The 21,047-nt window shown below is 64.2% G+C and carries 15 protein-coding genes; 1 reads left to right on the forward strand and 14 read right to left on the reverse strand.

The window, feature by feature from the left end:
* Positions 1-180: 180 nt before the first annotated feature.
* The 4 genes from CBW50_RS06105 to CBW50_RS06120 form a co-directional block, all read right to left on the reverse strand.
* Positions 181-1,611: an amino acid permease gene (locus CBW50_RS06105; protein ID WP_086144709.1), complete on the reverse strand. Its 1,431-nt coding sequence runs from the start codon at positions 1,609-1,611 to the stop codon at positions 181-183.
* Positions 1,612-1,738: 127 nt separating this feature from the next.
* Positions 1,739-2,200: a RidA family protein gene (locus CBW50_RS06110; RefSeq protein WP_086144710.1), complete on the reverse strand. Its 462-nt coding sequence runs from the start codon at positions 2,198-2,200 to the stop codon at positions 1,739-1,741.
* Between the two features lie 218 nt (positions 2,201-2,418).
* Positions 2,419-4,038, reverse strand: coding sequence for an ATP-binding cassette domain-containing protein (locus CBW50_RS06115; RefSeq protein WP_172404687.1), 1,620 nt, complete (start codon positions 4,036-4,038; stop codon positions 2,419-2,421).
* A 154-nt stretch (positions 4,039-4,192) separates the two neighbouring features.
* A complete protein-coding gene (locus CBW50_RS06120; RefSeq protein ID WP_086144711.1) occupies positions 4,193-5,305 on the reverse strand; it encodes an NADH:flavin oxidoreductase/NADH oxidase in 1,113 nt (370 codons plus the stop codon).
* Between the two features lie 161 nt (positions 5,306-5,466).
* Here CBW50_RS06120 and CBW50_RS06125 point away from each other — a divergent pair, with 161 nt between their 5' ends.
* Entirely contained in the window at positions 5,467-6,024 is a 558-nt protein-coding gene (locus tag CBW50_RS06125) for a glycine zipper 2TM domain-containing protein (RefSeq protein WP_086144712.1), read from the forward strand.
* A gap of 6 nt (positions 6,025-6,030) precedes the next feature.
* Here CBW50_RS06125 and CBW50_RS06130 read toward each other — a convergent pair whose 3' ends face one another.
* The 10 genes from CBW50_RS06130 to CBW50_RS06175 form a co-directional block, all read right to left on the reverse strand.
* A complete protein-coding gene (locus CBW50_RS06130; protein WP_086144713.1) occupies positions 6,031-6,540 on the reverse strand; it encodes a DUF1993 family protein in 510 nt (169 codons plus the stop codon).
* A gap of 110 nt (positions 6,541-6,650) precedes the next feature.
* Positions 6,651-7,625 (reverse strand): DUF2167 domain-containing protein, encoded by a 975-nt coding sequence (locus CBW50_RS06135; RefSeq protein WP_086144757.1) that lies wholly within the window; start codon positions 7,623-7,625, stop codon positions 6,651-6,653.
* Between the two features lie 146 nt (positions 7,626-7,771).
* Positions 7,772-8,803 carry a succinylglutamate desuccinylase gene (locus CBW50_RS06140; protein ID WP_086144714.1) on the reverse strand — a complete coding sequence of 344 codons (1,032 nt, stop codon included), beginning with the start codon at positions 8,801-8,803 and terminating at the stop codon, positions 7,772-7,774.
* A complete protein-coding gene (locus CBW50_RS06145; protein ID WP_086144715.1) occupies positions 8,803-13,515 on the reverse strand; it encodes an NAD-glutamate dehydrogenase domain-containing protein in 4,713 nt (1,570 codons plus the stop codon). Before CBW50_RS06145 ends, CBW50_RS06140 begins: the two co-directional genes overlap by 1 nt.
* 152 nt (positions 13,516-13,667) lie before the next feature.
* Positions 13,668-15,008: an N-succinylarginine dihydrolase gene (gene astB, locus CBW50_RS06150; RefSeq protein ID WP_086144716.1), complete on the reverse strand. Its 1,341-nt coding sequence runs from the start codon at positions 15,006-15,008 to the stop codon at positions 13,668-13,670.
* Positions 15,009-15,030: 22 nt separating this feature from the next.
* Positions 15,031-16,521 (reverse strand): succinylglutamate-semialdehyde dehydrogenase, encoded by a 1,491-nt coding sequence (gene astD / locus CBW50_RS06155; RefSeq protein WP_086144717.1) that lies wholly within the window; start codon positions 16,519-16,521, stop codon positions 15,031-15,033.
* The gene (gene astA, locus CBW50_RS06160; protein WP_086144718.1) at positions 16,514-17,563 is read right to left on the reverse strand and encodes an arginine N-succinyltransferase; all 1,050 of its coding nucleotides are present in this window, start codon (positions 17,561-17,563) and stop codon (positions 16,514-16,516) included. The genes astD and astA overlap by 8 nt, the downstream gene beginning before the upstream one ends.
* Before the next feature lie 13 nt (positions 17,564-17,576).
* The gene (locus CBW50_RS06165) at positions 17,577-18,608 is read right to left on the reverse strand and encodes an arginine N-succinyltransferase (RefSeq protein WP_086144719.1); all 1,032 of its coding nucleotides are present in this window, start codon (positions 18,606-18,608) and stop codon (positions 17,577-17,579) included.
* 94 nt (positions 18,609-18,702) lie between these two features.
* Positions 18,703-19,944, reverse strand: a complete 1,242-nt coding sequence (gene astC, locus CBW50_RS06170; protein WP_086144720.1) for an acetylornithine/succinylornithine family transaminase — start codon at positions 19,942-19,944, stop codon at positions 18,703-18,705.
* A gap of 148 nt (positions 19,945-20,092) precedes the next feature.
* Positions 20,093-21,037: a GlxA family transcriptional regulator gene (locus tag CBW50_RS06175; RefSeq protein ID WP_086144721.1), complete on the reverse strand. Its 945-nt coding sequence runs from the start codon at positions 21,035-21,037 to the stop codon at positions 20,093-20,095.
* Positions 21,038-21,047: the final 10 nt, after the last annotated feature.

Raw genomic sequence — 21,047 nt, forward strand, 5'->3', positions numbered from 1 at the left:
AAGCGATTATAGGGCTTTCACCGGCTCAGCTAAACAGAACTTTGATGCAAGGAAACAACGCCAGGCATGCGCCGGCAAAGCCGCAACAGTGCTGGCACGGACGAAGTTGCCTCTATGAAAGAAAAAGCGCGCCCCTGCAGGGGCAGGGGCGCGCTTTTGATTCAGCTCAACGACGCTGGTTTACTTCTTGACGTGTGGCGCATCGGCCGCTGGCCAGCCCGCTTCGTAGCCTTGCGGCACGTCGTCGCGCTTGTCCTTTGGCGCCAGGCCCAGCACGTAGTACAGCACCGTCAACAGGATCAGCCAGGCTGGGCCGACCATCAGGGCGATGCGCGTATCGGGGAAATACGCCATCAGGCCGATGACCAGGGCCAGGAAGGCCAGCGAAATCCAAGAACCATACGGCGCGAACGGCATGCGGAAGGCCAGGTTCTTGATTTCCAGCGGCGTCAAGGTCTTGCGGAACTGGATCTGCGTGACCAGGATCACGCCCCAGGTCCAGACTGCGCCGAAGGTCGAGATCGAGGTGACCCAGATAAACACTTTTTCCGGCACCATGTAATTCAGCAGCACGCCCAGCAGCAGCGCCACGACGGACACGAGGATGGCGCGGCGCGGCACGCCGCTGGCCGTCGTTTCCGCAAACGCCTTCGGCGCCTGGCCTTGCAGCGCCAGGTTGTACAGCATGCGGCCCGTGCTGAAGATGCCGCCATTGCACGACGACAAGGCCGCCGTCAGCACGACGAAGTTGATGATGCCGGCGGCCGTCTTGATGCCCAGGCGTTCGAACGTCATCACGAAGGGGCTGCCGGTGGTGCCGATTTCATTCCATGGATAGATCGACAGGATGACGAACAGCGCGCCGACATAGAAAATCAGGATGCGCCAGAACACGGAATTGATGGCGTCGGGAATCGATTTCTTCGGGTTCGCCGCTTCGCCGGCCGTCAGGCCGATCATTTCCACGCCCAGATAGGCAAACATCACCATCTGCAAGGACATCAGCACGCCCTGCGCGCCATTCGGGAAGAAACCGCCATGCGTCCACAGGTTCGAGATGCCGACGGCCACGCCGCCATTGCCGAGACCGAAGATGATCATGCCCGTGCCGCCGACGATCATCAGGATGATGGTCACCACCTTGATCAGGGCAAACCAGAATTCGAACTCGCCATACGCTTTCACGGCCAGCAGGTTAATGGCGCCCATGGAACCGAGGGCTGCCAGGGCCCAGATCCAGCGCGGCACGTCGGGGAACCAGATGCCCATGTAGATGGCAACGGCGGTAATTTCCGCCACGCATGTGACCAGCCACAGGAACCAGTAGTTCCAGCCCGTCAGATAGCCTTGCAGGGGTCCCAGGTAATCCTGGGCATAGCGGCTGAAGGAACCGGCCACGGGGTTATGCACGGCCATTTCGCCCAGCGCGCGCATGATCATGAAGATGACGGCGCCACCGATGATGTACGACAGCATGATGCCAGGACCGGCCATCTTGATGGCGTTGCCGGAACCCAGAAACAGGCCCACGCCAATCGCGGCGCCCAGCGCCATCAGGCGGATCTGCCGCTCGCCCAGGCCGCGGTGCAAGCCTTGTTCACTTGTTTTCATTACTCGTCTCCGTATTTTTAGATAGCCGCACGCTCCCGCCCCCCCTGTGGCGGTTCCGCTCTTGCAGGGGAGGATCATGCGGCTGGCCGGCTAGTGATTGCCGGCGCGTATTGCAGCTAAGGGGGTGTTAAGCAGCCAATTCAGCGATCAGCTCGATCTCGACGCAAGCGCCCAGCGGGATCTGCGCCACGCCGAAGGCGGAGCGGGCGTGCTTGCCGCTGTCGCCGAAGACTTCAACGAACAATTCCGAGGCGCCATTGGTGACCAGGTGCTGTTCCGTGAATTCGGCGGTGGAGTTGACCAGGCTCATGACCTTGACGATGCGTTTGACTTTGCTCAAGTCGCCGCCGCACGCGTCCTGCAGGGTGGCGATCAGTTCGATGGCGATGCCGCGCGCGGCGATCTTGCCTTCTTCCGTGGTGACGTTCTTGCCCAGTTGGCCGACCCATACCTTGCCATCCTTCTTGGCCAGGTGGCCGGACAGGAAGACGGTGTTGCCGGTGCGGGCATGCATTACATAGGCGGCAGCTGGCGCTGCAACAACTGGCAGTTCAATGTTGAGGGCTTTGAGTTTTTCGTAAAACGACATGCTATTTCTCCAAGAAAACAATATAAGCGAAACCAAAATTCATGCGCAGCAGGGCACGGAAGGTGACGCCCTGGCAGCGCGGTAGTGACCGACAACAGTGCCAGATTAAACGTCATCATATTGGTGAACCAGCAGTTTTAGTTCACAAATAGGCCCGGTTATTCAGTGGATTATACCGACAATCGAACAAAATTCAGCATCGTTTCATGAAGCATGCTCTACAGGCATCGAGCGTGATCCTTTTCACTTGATTGTCTTTTATACAAAGTCAAGCCCTCCGGGTCAAGGTTCAGGCCATCCAGAAATGCCTGGTCATGCGATACCACAAGTAACGCACCGAGGTATTGCAGCAGCATCTGTTCCAGCGCCTGCAGGCTGGCCAGGTCCAGATGATTGTCGGGTTCGTCGAGCAGCAGCAGTTGCGGCGGCACCTGCGCGTACAGTTCGGCCGCCAGCGCCACCTTCATGCGCTCGCCGCCGCTGAGCAGGTGGCTGGGCATGGTGGCGCGCGCGCCGGCGATGCCCAGCAGCGCCAGACGCGTGCGCAAGGCCCCTTCCGCCAGCGTACTGTTGCGTTTTTGCACGCGCTGCACAGCACTCAGCTCGCCTTCACGCGCGGCCGCATGCTGGTCCAGCCAGACCACCCGCGCGGGACACAGCACCTCGCCGCCGGCTGGCGCCAGTTGCCCGGCGATCACGCGCAGCAGCGTCGACTTGCCGCTGCCATTGTCGCCCGTCACGGCCAGGCGGCGCGGGCCGCTGAGCACCAGGTCCAGGGGCTGCGCCTGGCCATGCGGCAAGACCAGGGCGCGCAGCTCAAGGATCAGTTTTCCGTTGGGCACCTGGCTGTCCGGCGCCAGCAGCAGGCGCTCCGTCTCGGGCGCGCAGCGGGCGCTCGCTTCCAGCACCCGTTGCTGGCGCGCCAGCTGCGCTTCCTGCGCGCGCACGCGCAGCTTGCCCTGGCTATCCTGGCTCTTCTCCTTTTTCGCGTCCAGCAGAAGCTTGCTCTGATTGCCTTCGCGCCCTTCCCTCTCGCCGCGTCCGACTCTGCGCTGCTGGCGCTCGGCCTGCTGCTGCGCTTCGCGCTGCTCGCGTCGGGCACCTGCCTTTTCCGCCTGCAGGGCGGCAGCAAAACCGGCTTGCTCGAGCGCGCGCTGCTGCGCATAAAACAGGTAGTTGCCGCCATAGCTGCACAAGCCCTGCGGCGACAGCTCGACGATTGCATCGACGTGCTGCAGCAAGCCGCGGTCATGGCTGATCAGCAACAAGCCGCCCGGCCAGCGCGCCATCTGCGCCACCAGGCGGGCGCGTTGATGCGCATCAAGGTGGTTGCTCGGTTCATCGAGCACCAGCCAGTCCGCCTGCGACAGCCAGGCGCCCTGCAGGGCGATGCGCTGGCGTTCGCCGCCGCTCAGGCTGGCCGTTGGCGTGCCGGCATCGACATGACGCAAATCGAGCGCATCGAGCGCCTGGCGCAGGCGGGCGTGGGCATCCCAGCGTTCGCCCACCAGGGCGTAGTCGGCCTCGTCGACGCTGCCTTCAGCGATGCGCGCCAGCGCGGCCAGCAAGTCGTCCATGCCGGCAAGCGCCGCCACGCTGGGATAGCGGTCCGGATCGAGCTCCTGCGCCACGTAATGCACGCTGCCGTCGCAGCGCACGGCGCCAGAAGACGGCTGCGCCCGGCCTGCCAGCAGGCGCGCGAGCACACTCTTGCCCACGCCGTTATCGCCGACGAGGCCGATACGTTGCGGGGCAAAAGAAAATTGCAAATCGGAAAACAGGGCGCGGCCATCGGGCAGCACCAAGGAAAGACGGTCGAGTTGCAGTAATGCGGGCATGGATACTCCTTGAGCAAGGCTGGCGAACCCGCGCGGCGCAACGGTGCGCTGGCGGGAAGGGCAAGGCCGTGCACAGCACGGCAGTATCAATGGCGCATGTCGAAGCGTCCTGGAGAAATGGATGAAGAAGCGTCAGTGTAGCAGAGCAGACCTGTCAGCGCTGGCCCAGCGTCGTATCGCCGAACAGGCTCTTGAACTCACGCGGCTGCGAGCGCCAGTACTGCGGTGGCGCCTGCACTTGCGCGCCCAGCTGCGCCGCAGCGTGCCACGGCCAGCGCGGATCGAACAGGATGGCGCGCGCCAGCGCCACCATGTCGGACTGGCCCTGCGCGATGATGTCTTCGGCCTGCTGCGCTTCCGTGATCAAGCCGACGCTGATGGTGGGCAAGCCGCTGTCGCGCTTGATACGCTCGGCAAACGCCACCTGGTAGCCGGGTCCCACGGGAATCTGCTGCTGCGGAGAGATTCCGCCGCTGGAGACGTGGATGAAATCGGTGCCCAGCTGCTTGAGCTCCTGCGCAAAGCGCACGCTTTGTTCGATTTCCCAGCCGCCCTCGACCCAGTCGGTGGCGGAAAGGCGCACGCCCACCGCCACGCTGGCGGGCACGGCGGCGCGCACGGCTTCATACACTTCCAGCGGAAAGCGCATGCGGTTGTCCAGGCTGCCGCCGTACGCATCGCTGCGCTGGTTGGCAAGCGGCGAGAGGAACTGGTGCAGCAGATAGCCGTGCGCCGCATGCAGTTCGATGCCGTCGATGCCCAGTGCATGCACGCGCTGGGCAGCGGCGACAAACGCGCCCTTGATTTGCAACAACCCCATCTCGTCGAGCGCGAGCGGCACGGTTTCGCCCGGTGCATGGGCGATGGCCGATGGCGCCACCGTTTGCCAGCCGCCATCGGCCAGGCGCACGCAGGCGCCGCCCTGCCAGGGCGCGCGGCTCGACGCCTTGCGTCCCGCATGGCCCAGCTGCACCACCAGCGGAATAGCCGCGTGGCGGCGGATCGCCTGCACCACCTTGGCCAGCGCCGTTTGATTCGCGTCCGACCACAGGCCCAGATCGTCGGCCGAGATGCGCCCCTCGGGCGAGACGGCCGTCGCTTCCGTCATCAGCAGGCCCGCGCCGGACAGCGCCAGGTGTCCCAGATGGATCATGTGCCAGTCGGTGGCGTTGCCGTTGTCGGCCGAGTACTGGCACATGGGCGCGATGGCGATGCGGTTGGCCACCCGCAAGGGGCCCAGCGCAAACGGCGTAAATAACTGGCTCATGGCGCACTCCGGAAAAGGGGAAGCACCGATTCTACTGCGCTTTGGCGATCGGAGCCTTACACCTGCTTACGTTTGATACAGCGCAAGGGCTAGCCTTGGGCAGGCGCGGCCGCTAATCTGGACACATCAACAACACCAGTAATACCACCCCAGGAGAACACATGAACACGACGACTACCGCCAGCCGCATCCACCCCTTGATGGCAGGCGCCGCCATTTCCGTGACGGTCCTGTGCCTGGTCGGCGCGGCGTCCATCGCCGGCATCCTGCCCAATTCGCGGGCGAATGTAGCCGCCGTGCCGGCCGACGTGGCGGCGTTGACGCCGGCGGGCGCGACAGCCCTGGCGGCGCCCGTGGCGGCCCCGGTGGCCGCTCCCGTGGTGGCGCAAGCGGCGCCAGCGCCAGCGCCGGCCCCCGTCGTGCACAAGCGCGTCGTGCACCACACGCAAGTGGCGCAGGCGCGTCCCGCCTATAATGACGATGGCTACCGCGACACGGCCTACCGCGAACCGGCACGCCAGCCGCAGCCGGTGCCTGCACCGGCGCCGTCACAGCCGAACTACGTGGGCATCGGCACGGGCGCCGTCATCGGCGGCTTGATCGGCAACCAGGTCGGCGGCGGCCGCGGCAAGGCGCTGGCGACGGTGGCCGGCGTGATCGGCGGCGGCATGCTGGGCAATGCGGTGCAGAACCAGGTTCAGCAGCAGCCGCAGCAATAACCCGTCTCAGTCGTACGGGCCAAGATAGTCGAGCTTGCCCACGGCCACGCCATTGTTGCGCAGGATGGCGTGGACCATGGAAACGTGGAAATAGAAGTTTGGCAAGGCAAAGCTGAGCAAGTAATCGTCGCCCGAGAATTTTGTCCCCTCGTCCGTCCAGTTCAGCACGATTTCCTTCTGTGCGCTGCCTGCCATCTGGCCCGCATTGACGCTGTCGATATAGGCGATGGTGTTGGCAATACGCTCCTGTAACTGCTCGAACGAGGCTTCGTTATCCTCGAACTTCGGCGCCGGCACGCCGCTCAGGCGCTCGACCGACATTTTCGAGGTATCGCTGACGCGCTGCACCTGCGCCGTCAAGTCCAGCATGTCGGGCGCCAGCTGCGCGCCCAGTAAAATCTCGGGCACGATGCCGTCTTCCTCCACATGGGCTTGCGCTTTTTCCAGCAGGGCCGAGACGACCCGCAAGCCGCGGATGAAGACGGGAATGGTTGCCTGGTACATGGACACGGACATGGCGGACTCCTGATAGTGAACGATGAGCCAGTGTACCCGAGGCGCTGTCTTCCGGCAGCGTGCTTATGTGCCACTCCTGTGCGCCAGCGCACGGAGCGGCTCAATGCATCCTACTTTTCCAGATTCACCTTGCCGTCCGGCGCATGACCGGGCTGTTCGGCTGGTTCCGGCTGCAGTTCTGGCTGCGGCAGCGGCTTTTCCTTGCGCTTGCCGCCGAAAAACTTGACGATGGCCGCACCGGCACCGACCACGGCCAGGATCAGCACTTTCTTGAAGGCCAGCAGCAGCGCCAGCAGTTTGCCGAACAGGCCCAGCTTGCTGGCCACGCCACCGGCCACCAGCGCCGCCAGGCCATACTCGGCCACCTTGTCCGTCTTGCTGTCGAAGTCCGTATAGCGGTTACCCTCGGTAAATTCCGTGAACGCCGTCACTTGCTGCATTTCCTTCTTGATCGTTGCGATCTGCTGCATGCTGGCGATCGCGTTCAGGTTCAGCACGCCTTCGCGGCCCAGCACGCGCACGTTGTAGTTCAATGAATGCTCGCCGCCATCGACCATCAGGTCCTTGGCCCAGTACAGCTTGTGCGTATCCTTGGCATAGCTGGGTTTCTCCGCCCAGCCCATCAAATGGATGCCGGGATAGCCCTGCTTCTTGCGCTCCGCGTTATTCTCCAGCACGGATGCCTGCATGTCCTTGAGCAACTCATCGTACTTGATGCTGTCCGCATCGTCATCCTTGATATGCCCTTCCTTTTCATACGTGACGATGACGCCCCAGCTATCGCGCTCGAGCACGCTGGTCTTGGCCGGCACGATCATGCCCAGCGATACCATGCCCGGTGGATTGCCCCAGGCATCGACCAGCACGCGCTCGGCGTCCGTCGGCGACAGATAACGGAAGTTCGCGGGCAAATCCAGGGTGGCGATGCCGCCAGGCAAGGTGATCTTGCCGCGCTGCAGGTGCAACTGGGCGAGAAACTGTTCAGCCGTCATTTCCGGGGCGGCTGCTTTCTCATCGGCAGGGGCGGCAGCCGCGAGGCCGGAGAGGGTCAGGCACAGCAAGGCTGTCAGCAGGCGTTTCAACATGATCGGTCCAAAAAATTGCAAAGGGTAAATATTTTAAATCAATTGATTGCTTAATGGATAATTATTTCTGTGCGGCATTTTTTTATGAAAAAAGCGCCAGGCGGGTTTCCCCGGCTGGCGCCCGATGCGCTGTGATGGCTGAACGATCAGGAAACGCGCACCACCATTAATCCCGCGCGCAAGCCGACGCGCACATCCGGGTTGGGAAATACCACCAGTTCTTCCGCGTGCTGCACTGTGTAGATGTGGTCGCCATCGCTGGCGATCACGGCATGCTGCGGCAGAGACGTGAAGTTTTGCGTGCGACGGTCAAAGGCCATGCGGAATTCATCGCTGTGCTTGATGATTTCCTGCGCCACCTTGAACACGTGCGGTTGCGCCTTGACGGCTTGCGCAGGCAGTCCGCGCAGCAGGCCGTCCAGCGCCCGCGACACGTCGTCGAACAGCGATAAATCGTTCTGCCCCAGGGTGCCCACGCGGCCCAGTTCCACCGTGCTGGCGGCCGCGCCGAAATGCTCGGCCGAATAGTAGCTGTAGGTGCCGGCCGATTGCGGGTTCATGATGATGGCGCCGATGGCCGCCTGGCCCAGCCAGGCTATCAGCTGCGCCTTGGCGTCGTCGGCAACGAGGTCCGGCACGATGGCAAACGTGGGATACACGGAGGGCCGGATGGCCGTGTGCAAATCCAGGTGCCAGCGCACGGGGCCCGCCGCTTCAAAGAACGCCTTGGTCGCAGCGATCATTTCATCGGCGCGCGCGCTTTCCGCCGCTTGCGCCAGCGACCCGCGCACGGGACGGAACATGCGATTGAGGTCGGCGTCAATGAAACGCTTGCCGGCCCGGATCGCATCGACATTGCCCACGCAAACGAGCAAGTCGACGGCCAGTGCCGACGCATCGCGCGACAGCGCGTCGAGCAGATGCGCCAGCACTTCGATCGGCCCTGTCTCGTCGCCATGCACGCCCACCGAGACGGCCACGCTGGCGCGGCCCGCATCGGCTTGCGGCTTGACGATCCGCAGCATGCCGGGCGCCGGCAGGGCCACCGTGAAGCCGGCGTTGGCGAACAGCTGGGCCACGCCGCTGAAATCGGCCTGCGCCAGCGCCTGCACGGCCGGCGGCAAGCCGCCAGCGCCCTGCACTACCTGTGTGACTACCTGCGTTACATCTTGCGTCATTACACCGCCGCTTCCGCTGGGGCTTTTGCCGTGATTTTATTCACGGCCTCGGAGAGCGTCCACACGTCCAGCATGGCTTGCTCCAGCTCCGTCGCCGCCACATAGGCCGACAAACCCAGCGCGCCCGTCACGGCATCGACGGCCTGGCCTGCATTGCCTTGCTCGGCGCACGCCAGCACCTGCGTCAGCAGACGCTGTTGCGTGCGGCGCAGCGCTTGCTGCGCGTAGTTGCGCAACTGTTCCTGCGACTTGCCTTGCGCGGCCAGTTTCAGGCCACGCTCCAGCGTATCGATGCCCGCCTGGATGCGCAAGGCCAGGCCCACTTGCAGGAAGGCCGCCAGGTCCATCGAGGCGGGACGCGGCACGGACAGGGCCGGGAACAGGAAGCCGGCAACGACTTCCAGGGCATCGACGGCGTCCCATGCCAGCACGAAGGCCGGCCTCAAGCCAGGCACCAGCGCCGCTTCGGACTTGATGCCGACAGCCTTGAGCAGCTCGCGCTTCGATTCCGCGCCAAACAGGCGCGTCAATTCGGCCAGTCCCGCACCGCGCAGTTGCTCGGCCGGCACGGACAGCACGCCGGCGATCATCGTCTGCTGCAGCACGCGCGTTTGCGCATCGACCTTGATCGACACCGCGCGCGGCACCGTCAAGGCGTCCGCATCGAGCGCGTCGAACACGGGCGCCAGATTCAGCGCCACCCAGGCCTGGCCCCAGGCCAGGATTACGCTTGACTCGTCCACGCCATGTTCCGCCGCCAGGTTGCGGATCATCAGCGGGCCGCAGCGGTTGATCACTTCATTGGCCAGCACGGTCGCCAGGATGGCATTGGCCAGCGGATGGTCGAGCGCCGAACGGGTTGCCACCAGCAAGGATGGGAAGTAGGGTTTGAGCACCGGCTCGGCCCACGTTTCGTCCGTCAACGGCAGCGCGGACAGGATGCGCTTGAAGCGGTTCTTCACGTTGGCGATCACCACAGCCAGTTCCGGCGTGGTCAGGCCACGCCCGTCGCTCTTCCTGCGCGCCAGTTCGGCCACCGACGGCAGTTGCTCCAGTTCGCGCGACAGGGCGCCCTCTTCTTCCAGGCTGGCGATCAGGGCGGCATAGCCATCCTGCACGGCGCTCTCGCTTTGCGCCTGCAACTCGCGCACCAGCAAATGCGTCTGCTGCGTGTTATCGCGCAAGACCAGGCGCTCGACGTCGTCCGTCATCGCATACAGCTCGCGGTTGCGCTCCGCTTCCGTCAGCTTGCCCGCATTGACTTCCACGTCCAGCCAGATTTTCACGTTGACTTCATGATCCGAGCAATCCACGCCGGCCGAGTTGTCGATCGCATCGGTGAAGATGCGCCCGCCCGTCAGCGCGAACTCGATGCGGCCGGCCTGGGTCGCACCCAAATTCCCCCCTTCGGCCACAACCTTCACGCGCAGCTCATTGCCATTGACGCGGATATGGTCATTCGCGCGGTCCTTCACCTGCGCGTGCGTCTCCGTCGAGGCCTTGATGTAGGTGCCGATGCCGCCGTTGTAGAACAGGTCCACCGGGGATTTCAGGATGCGGTGCATCAGTTCTTCCGGCGCCAGCGAGGTTTCGGCGATATCGAGCGCGGCGCGGATCTGCGGCGACAGCTCGATGGTGCGGCTTGAACGCGGATACACGCCGCCGCCGGCCGAAATCAGCTCCTTGTTATAGTCGTCCCACGAGGAGCGCGGCAAGGCGAACAGGCGCGCGCGTTCTTCGAACGAGACGGCGACGTCCGGTGTCGGGTCGAGGAAGATGTGGCGGTGGTCAAATGCGGCCACCAGTTTCAGCTGGCGCGACAGCAATACGCCATTGCCGAACACGTCGCCCGACATGTCGCCCACGCCGACCATGGTGATCGGGGTGGTGTTCAGGTCGTGGTCCATCTCATAGAAATGGCGTTTCACGGCTTCGAATGCGCCCTTCGCCGTGATGCCCAGTTTCTTGTGGTCGTAGCCGTTCGAGCCGCCCGAGGCGAACGCGTCGCCGAGCCAGAAGCCGCGCTGCACGGCGATGCCGTTGGCGATGTCCGAGAACGTGGCCGTGCCCTTGTCGGCGGCCACCACCAGGTACGGGTCGGCGTCGTCGAAGCAGACGGTATCGACCGGCGGGACGATATTGCCCAGCGAGCGGTTGTCCGTCACTTCCAGCAGGCTGGAAATGAACAGGCGGTACACGGCTTCGCCTTCGGCCGCGATGGTTTCGCGCACGGCGTCCTTCGGCATCATCTTGCAGACAAAACCGCCCTTCGCGCCGGCCGGCACGATGACGGCGTTCTTGACCATCTGGGCCTTGACGAGGCCCAGCACTTCGGTGCGGTAGTCTTCCATGCGGTCGGACCAGCGCAAGCCGCCACGGGCGACGGGGCCACCGCGCAGGTGCACGCCTTCAAAGCGGCGCGAGAAGACAAAAATCTCGCGGTACGGACGCGGCTCCGGCACCAGCGCCAGGCTGCTGGTGTCGAACTTGAAGATGATCTTGTCGCCTTGTTGATTGTTCTGGAAGTAGCTGGTGCGCAGGGTTGCGCTCATCAGGTCGGCCAGCGCGCCGAGGATTTCCTCGGTATCGGCATGGTTCACCGACGGCAGGCCGGCCTTGATGGTGGAAATCACCTCCAGGGCGGCCGCGTGCTGTGCGTCGGACAGCGCCGGATCGAAGCGCTGCAAAAAGGCCTCGACCAGGGCTTTTACGTGGGCCGGCTGCTTGCGCAGGCTTTCGGCGATGTAGCGCACCGAGAAACGGCTGCCCGTCTGGCGCCAGTAGCTGGTGTAGGCGCGCACCAGCTGCACTTCGCGCGTCGACAAGCCGCCTTCGATGACCAGACCATTCAGGCGGCCATCTTCGGCCGTGTCGTTGAACAGGGCGGCAAACAATTCCTGCGCCACGGCGACCACGGATGGCTGCGCCAGTTTCGCCGCGCTGGCAGCATCGACCGTCAGGCTGGTGACAAAATAGCGCGTGCCGTCGGACAGAGAAACCGAATACGCCTGTTCGCGGTCGATGGCCACGCCCGCATTGTGCAGGGCTGGCAGGATGGTCGACAGCGGCGGCACCTTGTTGGCCGAATACAGGCGGATGGTGGTGACGGCGCCCGTCTCGATGCGCACGGCCACGTGCGCCGGATCGGTGTTGCGCAGGATGGTGTCGAGATCGCGGAAGGCGACGGCCGGCGCCGTGGCGGCCACGTAATCGAGCGGTAAAGTAGCGCAGAGTTTGCGCAGGCTGGCGCGCAGGGCCACGTCGGGCACGGCGTCGGCCACGGCGGCAAAGCCGTTGTGCCAGCCATCGAGCACGCTAAGGAGCGGCTGTTCGATATCCGTTTCCAGGTCCAGCGGGTAACGGGCGGCGTGGGCGATCAGGTAGACGCGCGCCAGGGGACCGTCGGCCACCAGTGTTTGCGTGCTCACGTGCGTGGCGCCGGAACTGGCTTGCAGGGCTTTTGCCAGGCTCGATGCCACGCTGGCGCTGTAACGCTCGCGCGGCAGGTAGACCAGCACGTTCAGGTGGCGCGCGTACACGTCGCGGCGCGCGAAGACCTTGGTGCGCGGCTGCTTGTACAGCGAAACGACAGAACCGCACACTTGCGCCAGCCAGTCGAGGTCCGCTTCCAGCGCTTCGGTGCGCGGCAGGGATTCGAGGATTTCACGGAATTTCTCGGCGCGGAAGCCTTGCTGGCGCACGCCGGCCAGGCTCAGCACCTTGGCCACGCGGCCGCGCGCAAACGGCAGCGCCGCCAGCGGAGTGGAATTGCCGGCGCGGGTGAACAGGCCGACGAAGCAATGTTCGCCCAGGATGGCGCCTTGCGGGTCGGTGTCGCGCACGCCGATGAAATCGAGCTGCTGGTCGCGATGCAGGGTGCCTGCCACGTCGGCCTTGACGATGGACAGCGCCGATTCGCGCTTGGCCAGGGTGTCGAAGTCGCCCGGGATATTCGCCAGGCAGGTGCCGTACACGGGGTGCGCCGTATCCTGCAGCACGCCGACCCGGCTCGGGATATCGCGTTCGAGTTCGCGCACGCCCGGCTTGACGCGATAGTAGGCATAGCCGAACACTTCAAAGCCGCCGCTGCGGGCCCACTCCAGGAAAGCGGCCACTTCCGCGCCCTCTTCGCCATGCTGCGATGCAGCCGTGGCCACTGCGGCCAAACGCTCGCTCATGGAAGCGGCGTCGCGGCGCACGACGGCGGCGTCGCGCGCCACCATGTCCAGGGAGCCGACCAGCGCCGCCAGCGCTTCCGGCGCCAGTTCCTCATCGAGCAGCACCAGCACATACGATTCGAGCGGATCGCCAGCCTGGCGCACCGCGTCGACGCTGCCGTCAGCGGCGCGGCGCACGGGCAGCACGGTATTCATCACGCCGCGCACGGCCAGGTGCTGGCGGCGCATGGCCATGACGATGGAGTCGACCAGGTATGGCATGTCTTCGTTCAGGATCAGCAAGGCACTCGCCATGCCGCCACGGCCATCCGCATAGCGCAGGGTGGCGATCTGGCAACCGCTGCCAGTGCGCTTGGCCGCTTGCGTGAAACCGTCGACCAGTACGGGCGCCAGGCTGTCGGGCGCGATATCGGCCAGGTCTTCGGCGTCGAGCGAGTCCAGCCAGGCCTGCACCAGTTGCACGACAGACGCTGCCGCCTTGTCCTTGATCAGCTCCAGCGTTTGTGTGCGCAAATCTTGTGGCGTGTGATTCATCTTGCATCTCCATTACGGTAATGTGAATGTCCAGCGCTGTCGTTCGGGCTTGTGGCTGGGCGGCAGCGGTGTCAAGAGACGGGGGTCGCCCGTCCAATTCTTTCGATACTGCGGATAGTGTGTCTCGGATTTTCTGTGTGTTTTTCTGTCGCCTACAAGTCGTACAATCCAGGTAAGTTGAGGATGATCGTCAATTCTTCAAGCGCTGCATGCACTTCCAGCGCCAGCTGCGGGTCGGCCAGGTCGCCCGGCTCCAGATGGTCGCGGTAGTGCTTTTCCACCCACTGCACCAGCCGATGGTACAGCGTTTCCGTCATGATCACGCCCTGGTGCATGGCGCGCGCCTCGGTTTGCGTCAGGGCCACGCGCAAACGCAGGCAGGCGGGCCCGCCGCCGTTGCGCATGCTCTGGCGCAGGTCGAAATGGATCAGTTCATCGATGGGACCGGCGCCTGCCACCAGGCCTTCCAGGTAGCGCGACACGGCGCGGTTTTCCTGGCATTCCTGCGGGATCACCAGCGCCATGCCGCCGCCCTCCTTCGTCAGCAACTGGCTGTTGAACAGATAACTGCTGACGGCATCCGTAATTGGCACCTGGCCCGTGTCCACGCGCAGCGCCTGCAGTTCGGCACCCGTACCGGCAACGGCGCGGCGCAGCTGCGACAAGCTCGCCTCTTCATCGGCAAACGCCTGTTCGTGATAGAACAGCACATTGCCGTTGCCGACGGCGATGACGTCGTTGTGGAACACGCCCTGGTCGATCACTTCCGGATTCTGCTGCACGTACACGGTGCGCTTTGCATCCAGGCCATGCAGGCGCGCCACGGCTTGCGACGCTTCCAGGGTCTGGCGCGCCGGGTAGCGCTTCGGCGACGGCGCGGAAGGATCGAACTCCACCCGGCCATACACGAACATCTCGACCGATGGCGCGCCGTGGCTCGCCCCCAGCCGCGTATGATTGGCCGCGCCCTCGTCGCCGAAGGCCGGCGTGGACGGCAGCGCGTCATGCACGGCGAAGTGCTTGTCGTCGCTGAAAATGGCGCGCAGGCTGCGCGCCGACTGCGCGTGCTCGAAGGCGCGGTGCAGCTTGTTATTCAGGTTGGCTGCCGTGAAGTGCACGCGGCCGTCCTGCGTGTCGGCCGACGGACTGACCGTGGCGGCGTTCGCCGTCCACATGGGCGAGGCCGAATACGCGCAGGCCAGGATGACGGGCGACTCCTTGTAGGCGCGCGCCAGCACCTCGGCATCGCTGCCCGTGAAACCGATGGAGCGCAGCAGGCGGAAATTCGGACGGTCCTGCGGCGGCAGCAAGGCTTGCGCAAAACCGCGCGCAGCCAGTGCGCGCATCTTGGCCAGGCCCTGCAAGGCAGCCTGCTTCGGATTCGAGGCGCTTTTCACATTGCTGAACGAGGCCACGTTGCCGAACGAGAGTCCGGCATAGTTATGCGATGGGCCGACCAGGCCGTCAAAGTTGTATTCGCGCGTGCTGTGCATGGGTATTCCTTGATAAACCTTCTTAAAAATTCAGGCCGGGCGACAGCTTGGCCGGCATTTCCAGTACGCTGTTCTCGATCGAGGCGACCGGATAAGCGCAGTAGTCGGCCGCGTAGTAGGCGCTCGGCCGGTGGTTACCCGACTTGCCGATGCCGCCGAACGGCGCCGTGCTGGCCGCGCCCGTGGTCGGACGGTTCCAGTTGATGATGCCGGCGCGCGCGCGCGTTTGAAACAGCTGCCACAGCGCCGGATCGTCGGACAAGAGCGCTGCGGCCAGGCCGAATTCGGTGGCGTTGGCGACCTTCAGCGCCGCATCGAAATCGGCCACGCGGATCACTTGCAGCAGCGGGCCGAACCACTCCTCGTCGGGGATGCCGGCGGCATCGGTGACGTCGACGATGCCGGCCGTGACAAAGCCCGCCTCGGGATTCAACTGGCGCATCTGCAGCAGGGTCGTGCCGCCCTTGGCGGCCATGTCCGCCTGCGCCTGCACCAGGCGCGCGGCCACGGCACTCGACACGACTGGCCCCATGAACGGCTGCGGCTGGGCGTCGGAGGCGCCAATACCCAGTTTCGCCGCCACTTCCACCAGGCGCGCCACGAAGGCAGACCCCGCTGCGCTATCTTGCACTACCAGGCGGCGCGCACAGGTGCAGCGCTGGCCGGCCGAGACGAAGGCGGAGAAGATCGCGTGATGCACGGCCGCGTCCACGTCCTTCACGTCCCACACGACGAGCGCGTTGTTGCCGCCCATTTCCAGCGCCAGCATCTTGCCCGGCTGGCCGCCGAACTGGCGGTGCAGGCTGATGCCCGTCTGGCAGGAACCCGTAAACAGCACGCCGTCGAGGTGCGCATTGGCGCCCAGCGCCACGCCCGTGTCGCGCCCGCCGTTGACGAGGTTGACGACGCCGTCCGGCAAGCCCGCCTGCTGCCACAGCTGCACGGTTTTCACTGCCGTGCGCGGCGCATATTCGCTGGGCTTGAAGACGATGGTGTTACCGGCGATCAGGGCTGGCACGATGTGGCCATTCGGCAGGTGACCGGGGAAATTGTACGGGCCGAAGACGCCGAAGACGCCATGCGGGCGGTGGCGCAGCACGGCGTCGCCGTCGGCGATCTTGCCTTGCGTGATGCCGGTACGTGCGTGGTACGACTGCACCGAAATATCGATCTTGTTTGCCATGGTAGCGACTTCCGTGCGCGACTCCCACAATGGTTTACCCACTTCTTCCGAGATCAAGAGCGCCAGCGCTTCCGCATGTTCCTTGAGCAGCTCGCGAAAGCGCACGCAGATGGCGATGCGCTCTTCGACGGGCGTATCGGCCCACGCGTCGAAAGCCGCGCGGGCGGCCTGGCAGGCTTGTTCGACTTCTTTCTCCGTCGCTTCCAGGCTGGCCCAGGTCTGCTTGCCGTTCGACGGATCGATGGTGACGCGTTCCCGGCCCGTACCTGGCAGCCAGGCGCCATTGATGAAGTTCGATGCTGCAGTAGACGAATTAAACACATTAGACATGGGGATGCTTCCTCGGGTTGAGTGACAAAGTGCGCACGGTGTCGCCGTTGTGGCAACGCAGCAAATGCAATTCATCGTCGTCCAGCGCGATTTTTCCGCCATGCGGATTGGCGTTGGTGACGATCATGCGGAAATCTTTCAGGTCGGTGTTGGAGACCAGATAAGGCTCGGCTTGCGCCACCTCGCCGGCGTCCAGCGCAGTCTCGGCATCGAGCACGGCCGGCATGCTGTCGCGCATGGCGCGCAGCTCGGACACGCGCGCCTGCAGCACGGGACCGGCGTCGAAAATGTCGACATAGCCTTCGAAGTGCAAGCCTTCCTGTTCCAGCAGGCGGCGCGCGGGCGCCGTGCTCAGATGCACCTTGCCGATCACTTCCTGCGCCTCGTCGGGCAGGTAGGCCACGTACATGGGCTGGCGTGGCATCAGTTCGGCGATGAACGATTTCTTGCCCAGGCTCGTCAAATCATCGACGTGATGGAAATCCATCTTGAAGAAATGGCGGCCCAGACCTTCGTAGAACGGCGAGCTGCCGTCCGGCGCCTGGTAGCCGCGCATTTCGGCAATCAGCTTTTCCGTGAACAGGTGCGGGAACTGGGCGATGAACAGAAACCGGCTTTTCGACAGCAGCTTGCCGTTGTTGCCGCTGCGGTAATCGGGGTGCAGAAACAGCGAGCACAGCTCCGTGCTGCCCGTCAGGTCGTTCGACAGGTACAGCGTCTCCATGCGTGTAAACACGTCGAGTTCGCGGCTCGAATGCACGAGGGTGCCGATGCGGTAGTTATAGAACGGCTCTTCCAGGCCCACGGCGCCCTTGATGGCGCATACGCCAGCCAGGCGGCCCGTGTCAGTATCCTCCATGACAAACATGTAGTCGCGCTTTTCGGGCGGGATGGTTTCGGCAAACGAGGCGCAGGCGATGGCCAGGCGGTCGCCCAGCATTTTCATGTCGGGCTTGAGGGTGGTCATGCCGGTGCCGACCTGGCTGGCCAGGCCGTACAGGGCATTCAGGTCAGAGGCGTTGATGGCGCGTACAACTAGCATAAGGTTCTCTCGGTTAAATGCGCACGCAGATGACGCTGTCGCCTTCGGCCACGGCCAGCGCTTCGAGCAGCTCGGCCGGCAAGCCGACGGTGTCCTGCGCTTCGAGCGCATCGCAGGCGAAGGTGACGGCGCGGAAGTTGCGCTCCGCGCCGGACGCAATCGCGTAATTGACTTTCAGGCCCGTACGGCTGGGCGCGGCGCCCGCAACCACGCGGCGCGTGAGCGAACCCGTAAACGAGCGCAGCGAATTCTTGTGTGCCTGCAGGATCGGGCCACCATCGAAAATATCGATGTAATCGTCCGCTTCAAAGCCTTCTTCCGTCAGCAGGTTGAACGCCAGTTCGCCACTCGGGTGGATCTGGCCCATGGCCGCCTGCGCGTCGCCAGGCAACAGCGGCACATACACGGGGTAATGGGGCATCAGCTCGACGATCAGGGTGCGGTTGCGCGCGCCGCCAATGACTTTTTCGGCGTCGAGGAAATCCATCTGGAAGAACTTGCGGCCCAGCGCATCCCAGAACGGCGACTGGCCATTGGCGTCCGTGATGCCGGCCAGCGGCACGAAGAAGCGGTCGCCGAAACGGTGCGGCGCCAGCACGGCGAACAGCAGCCGCGCGCGCGACAGCAGGGCCGCTTCCAGGCCCGCCTGCTCCATGTTGCGCACATAGAAGCCGGACAGTTGCGAGTACGCCGTCAGCTCCGAGCACAGGGTCAGCGCATGCACGCTGTGGCTGATGTTCAGGTCGCGCGAAACCTGCTGGATGACGTCATTGCGAAAGGAAAAATAGGTACCGTTCGAGCCGGCCGAGGCAAAGATGGCGGCCGTGCCAAAGATGCTCTTGTCGAGCAGGGATTCAAGCACGAAGAGATATGACTCTTCGCTGGGGATATCGACGTGGGCGGCAAACGAGGCGATGGAGCGCTCGACGGAGGCGGCGATTTTATCGCGCGTCTTCGGCAGGGTATGGACACCCGGCATGGTTACCGCGGCCAGCGCTTCGAGGGCTGCAATATCCGCAATTTCTACCGGACGGACAACATACATGGGTACTCCTTCAATGCTGACGATGCTGGGGTAGAACCAAGCCGGCCCGCAGCAAAGCAGCGGGCCGGTGATCAAACAGGGAGCTGGCCTGGCCTCAGGCCTTGAGCATGCCGTCGATGGCGGCGCGCAGCAGGCGGCCCGCTTCGACGATCTGTTCGTCCGAGACGATCAGTGCCGGCGCCAGGCGCACCACGTCCATGCCGGCGATCAGCACCATCAGGCCCTGCGCTTCTGCCGCCTTCTGGATATCCTTCGCACGGCCCTTGTAGGCGTCGCTGACCACGAGGCCCAGCAGCAGGCCGCTACCGCGCACCACGGAGAACACTTGCGGATAGTCCGTGATCAGGCCTTGCAGCATGGCGATGGTGCTGACGCTTGCTTCCTTCACGCGCGCCAGGAAGGCTGGCGTGTTGATCATTTCCAGCACTTTCAGGGCCACGGTGGCAGCCAGCGGATTGCCGCCGTAGGTGGTGCCGTGGGTACCGACAGCCAGGGTTTGCGCCAGCTCATTGGTGGTCAGCATGGCGCCGATCGGGTAGCCATTGCCCAGTGCCTTGGCGGCCGTCAGGATATCCGGCGTGACGCCGTAGCCCATATAGGCAAACAACGCGCCAGTGCGGCCCATGCCGCTCTGGACTTCGTCGAAAATCAGCAGGGCGCCTGTCTTGTCGCACAGGGCGCGCAGCTCCTTGAGGAATTCCGGATTGCCTGGCACCACGCCGCCTTCGCCCTGTACCGGCTCGACGATCACGGCGCACACGTCGTCACCGATGGCGGCGCGCGCCGCTTCGATGTCGTTGTAGGCGATGTGGTTGATTTCCTGCGGCAGCGGCTCGAAGCCTTCCGTGTACTTGGCCTGGCCGCCGACGGAGACGGTAAACAGCGTGCGGCCGTGGAAAGAGCTGAAGCAGGAGATGATGCGCGACTTGTGCGCGCCGAACTTGGTGTGCGCATACTTGCGCGCCAGTTTCAGGGCCGCTTCATTGGCTTCCGCGCCGGAGTTGCAGAAGAAGGCGCGGTCGGCAAACGTCGCTTCCGTCAGGGCCAGCGCCAGGCGCAGCACGGGCTCGTTGGTGTAGCCGTTGCCCAAATGCCACAGGGAATTGATTTGCTTGGTCAGCACGTCGACCAGGGCCGGATTGCAGTGCCCCAGGCTGGTGACGGCGATGCCGGACGTGAAATCGAGGTAATGCTTGCCGGACTGGTCCCACAGATCCAGTCCGGAGGCACGCACCGGCACCATGGCGGCGGGAGCGTAGGTAGGAACCAGGACCTGGTCAAAGGTTTCCCGGGTGACTGGGCGAGCGGTTACGGTCGAATCAAGCTTGGCATTCATAGCATTCCCCATCAATATGTTAGGTACTCCCGCAGCTACGACAGCCACGTGTGTACAGCATTATAAAAAGCGGGATGCTAAAACTCTTTTGAATCTGCGACAAGGATTTTCACAATTCATCACAGGAAAATTCCCGTGCCGCCGCGTCCTACGGGGCTGGCATGAGCTTGCGCTGCCGCTCTTCGCGGGGCGTATTGCCAAACAGGGTACCGAAGGCCGTGGAAAAGTGCGAACCGGACGAAAAACCACACATCAACCCCACTTGCACGATGGAATAATGTGTATCAAGCAATAGTTGCCTGGAGCGTTGCAGCCGCAGTTCCAGGTAATAGCGCGACGGCAGGCTGCCCAGGTACTGCTTGAACAGCCGTTCCAGCTGGCGCCGCGACAGGCCCACCAGGCTGGCGATATCGTCCGTCGACAGCGGTTCCTCGATATTGGCTTCCATCAAGGTCACCGCTTCAGACAGCTTCGGCTGCAGCACGCCGAAACGCGCCTGCAGCGCCACCCGCTGGCGCTCTTCCTTGCCGCGCACCTTGTCCACGCACAGCGCTTCCTTGACGAGCGCCTGCGCGTCGGCGCCAAACACGGTTTCGATCAGGGTCAGCGAAAAGTCGATGCTGGCCGCGCCACCGCAACACGTGATGTGGGGACCATCGATATCGAACAAATGCGGCGTCAGGATGGCGCGCTCGGCCTTCGCCTCGGCGTCCGCGTACAAGGCCCACGGCAGGGCGATGCGCACGCCGTCCATGACGCCCGCGTCGGCCAGCCACAGCACGGCCGCGCCTACGCCCCCCCAGAATGGCGCCGAACGGCAACGTTCGATCACGGCCCGGCACAGCTCGGCACGCAGCGGCGCCTCCGTCTCGTCGGCCACCAGCAGGGCGATATGCCAGTTGCCGCCCTGCTGCGCCACCTGCTCGGGCGTGCGCACATCGAGTTGCAGGGCATCGGGCCCCAGCGCCCGCGCGCACAGGCGCAAAGGCTGTACCAGGCCGGCCCAGGTGATCGATTCGGCATCGCCGGCATGGATCAGCAGAAGCCGCAACGGTTTGTCGAGGCCGATACGGGAAAGATTAGCGAGGGACATCGGCGGGGCG

The sequence above is a fragment of the Janthinobacterium sp. GW458P genome (genome assembly GCF_002127585.1).
Classification (GTDB): domain Bacteria; phylum Pseudomonadota; class Gammaproteobacteria; order Burkholderiales; family Burkholderiaceae_D; genus Janthinobacterium.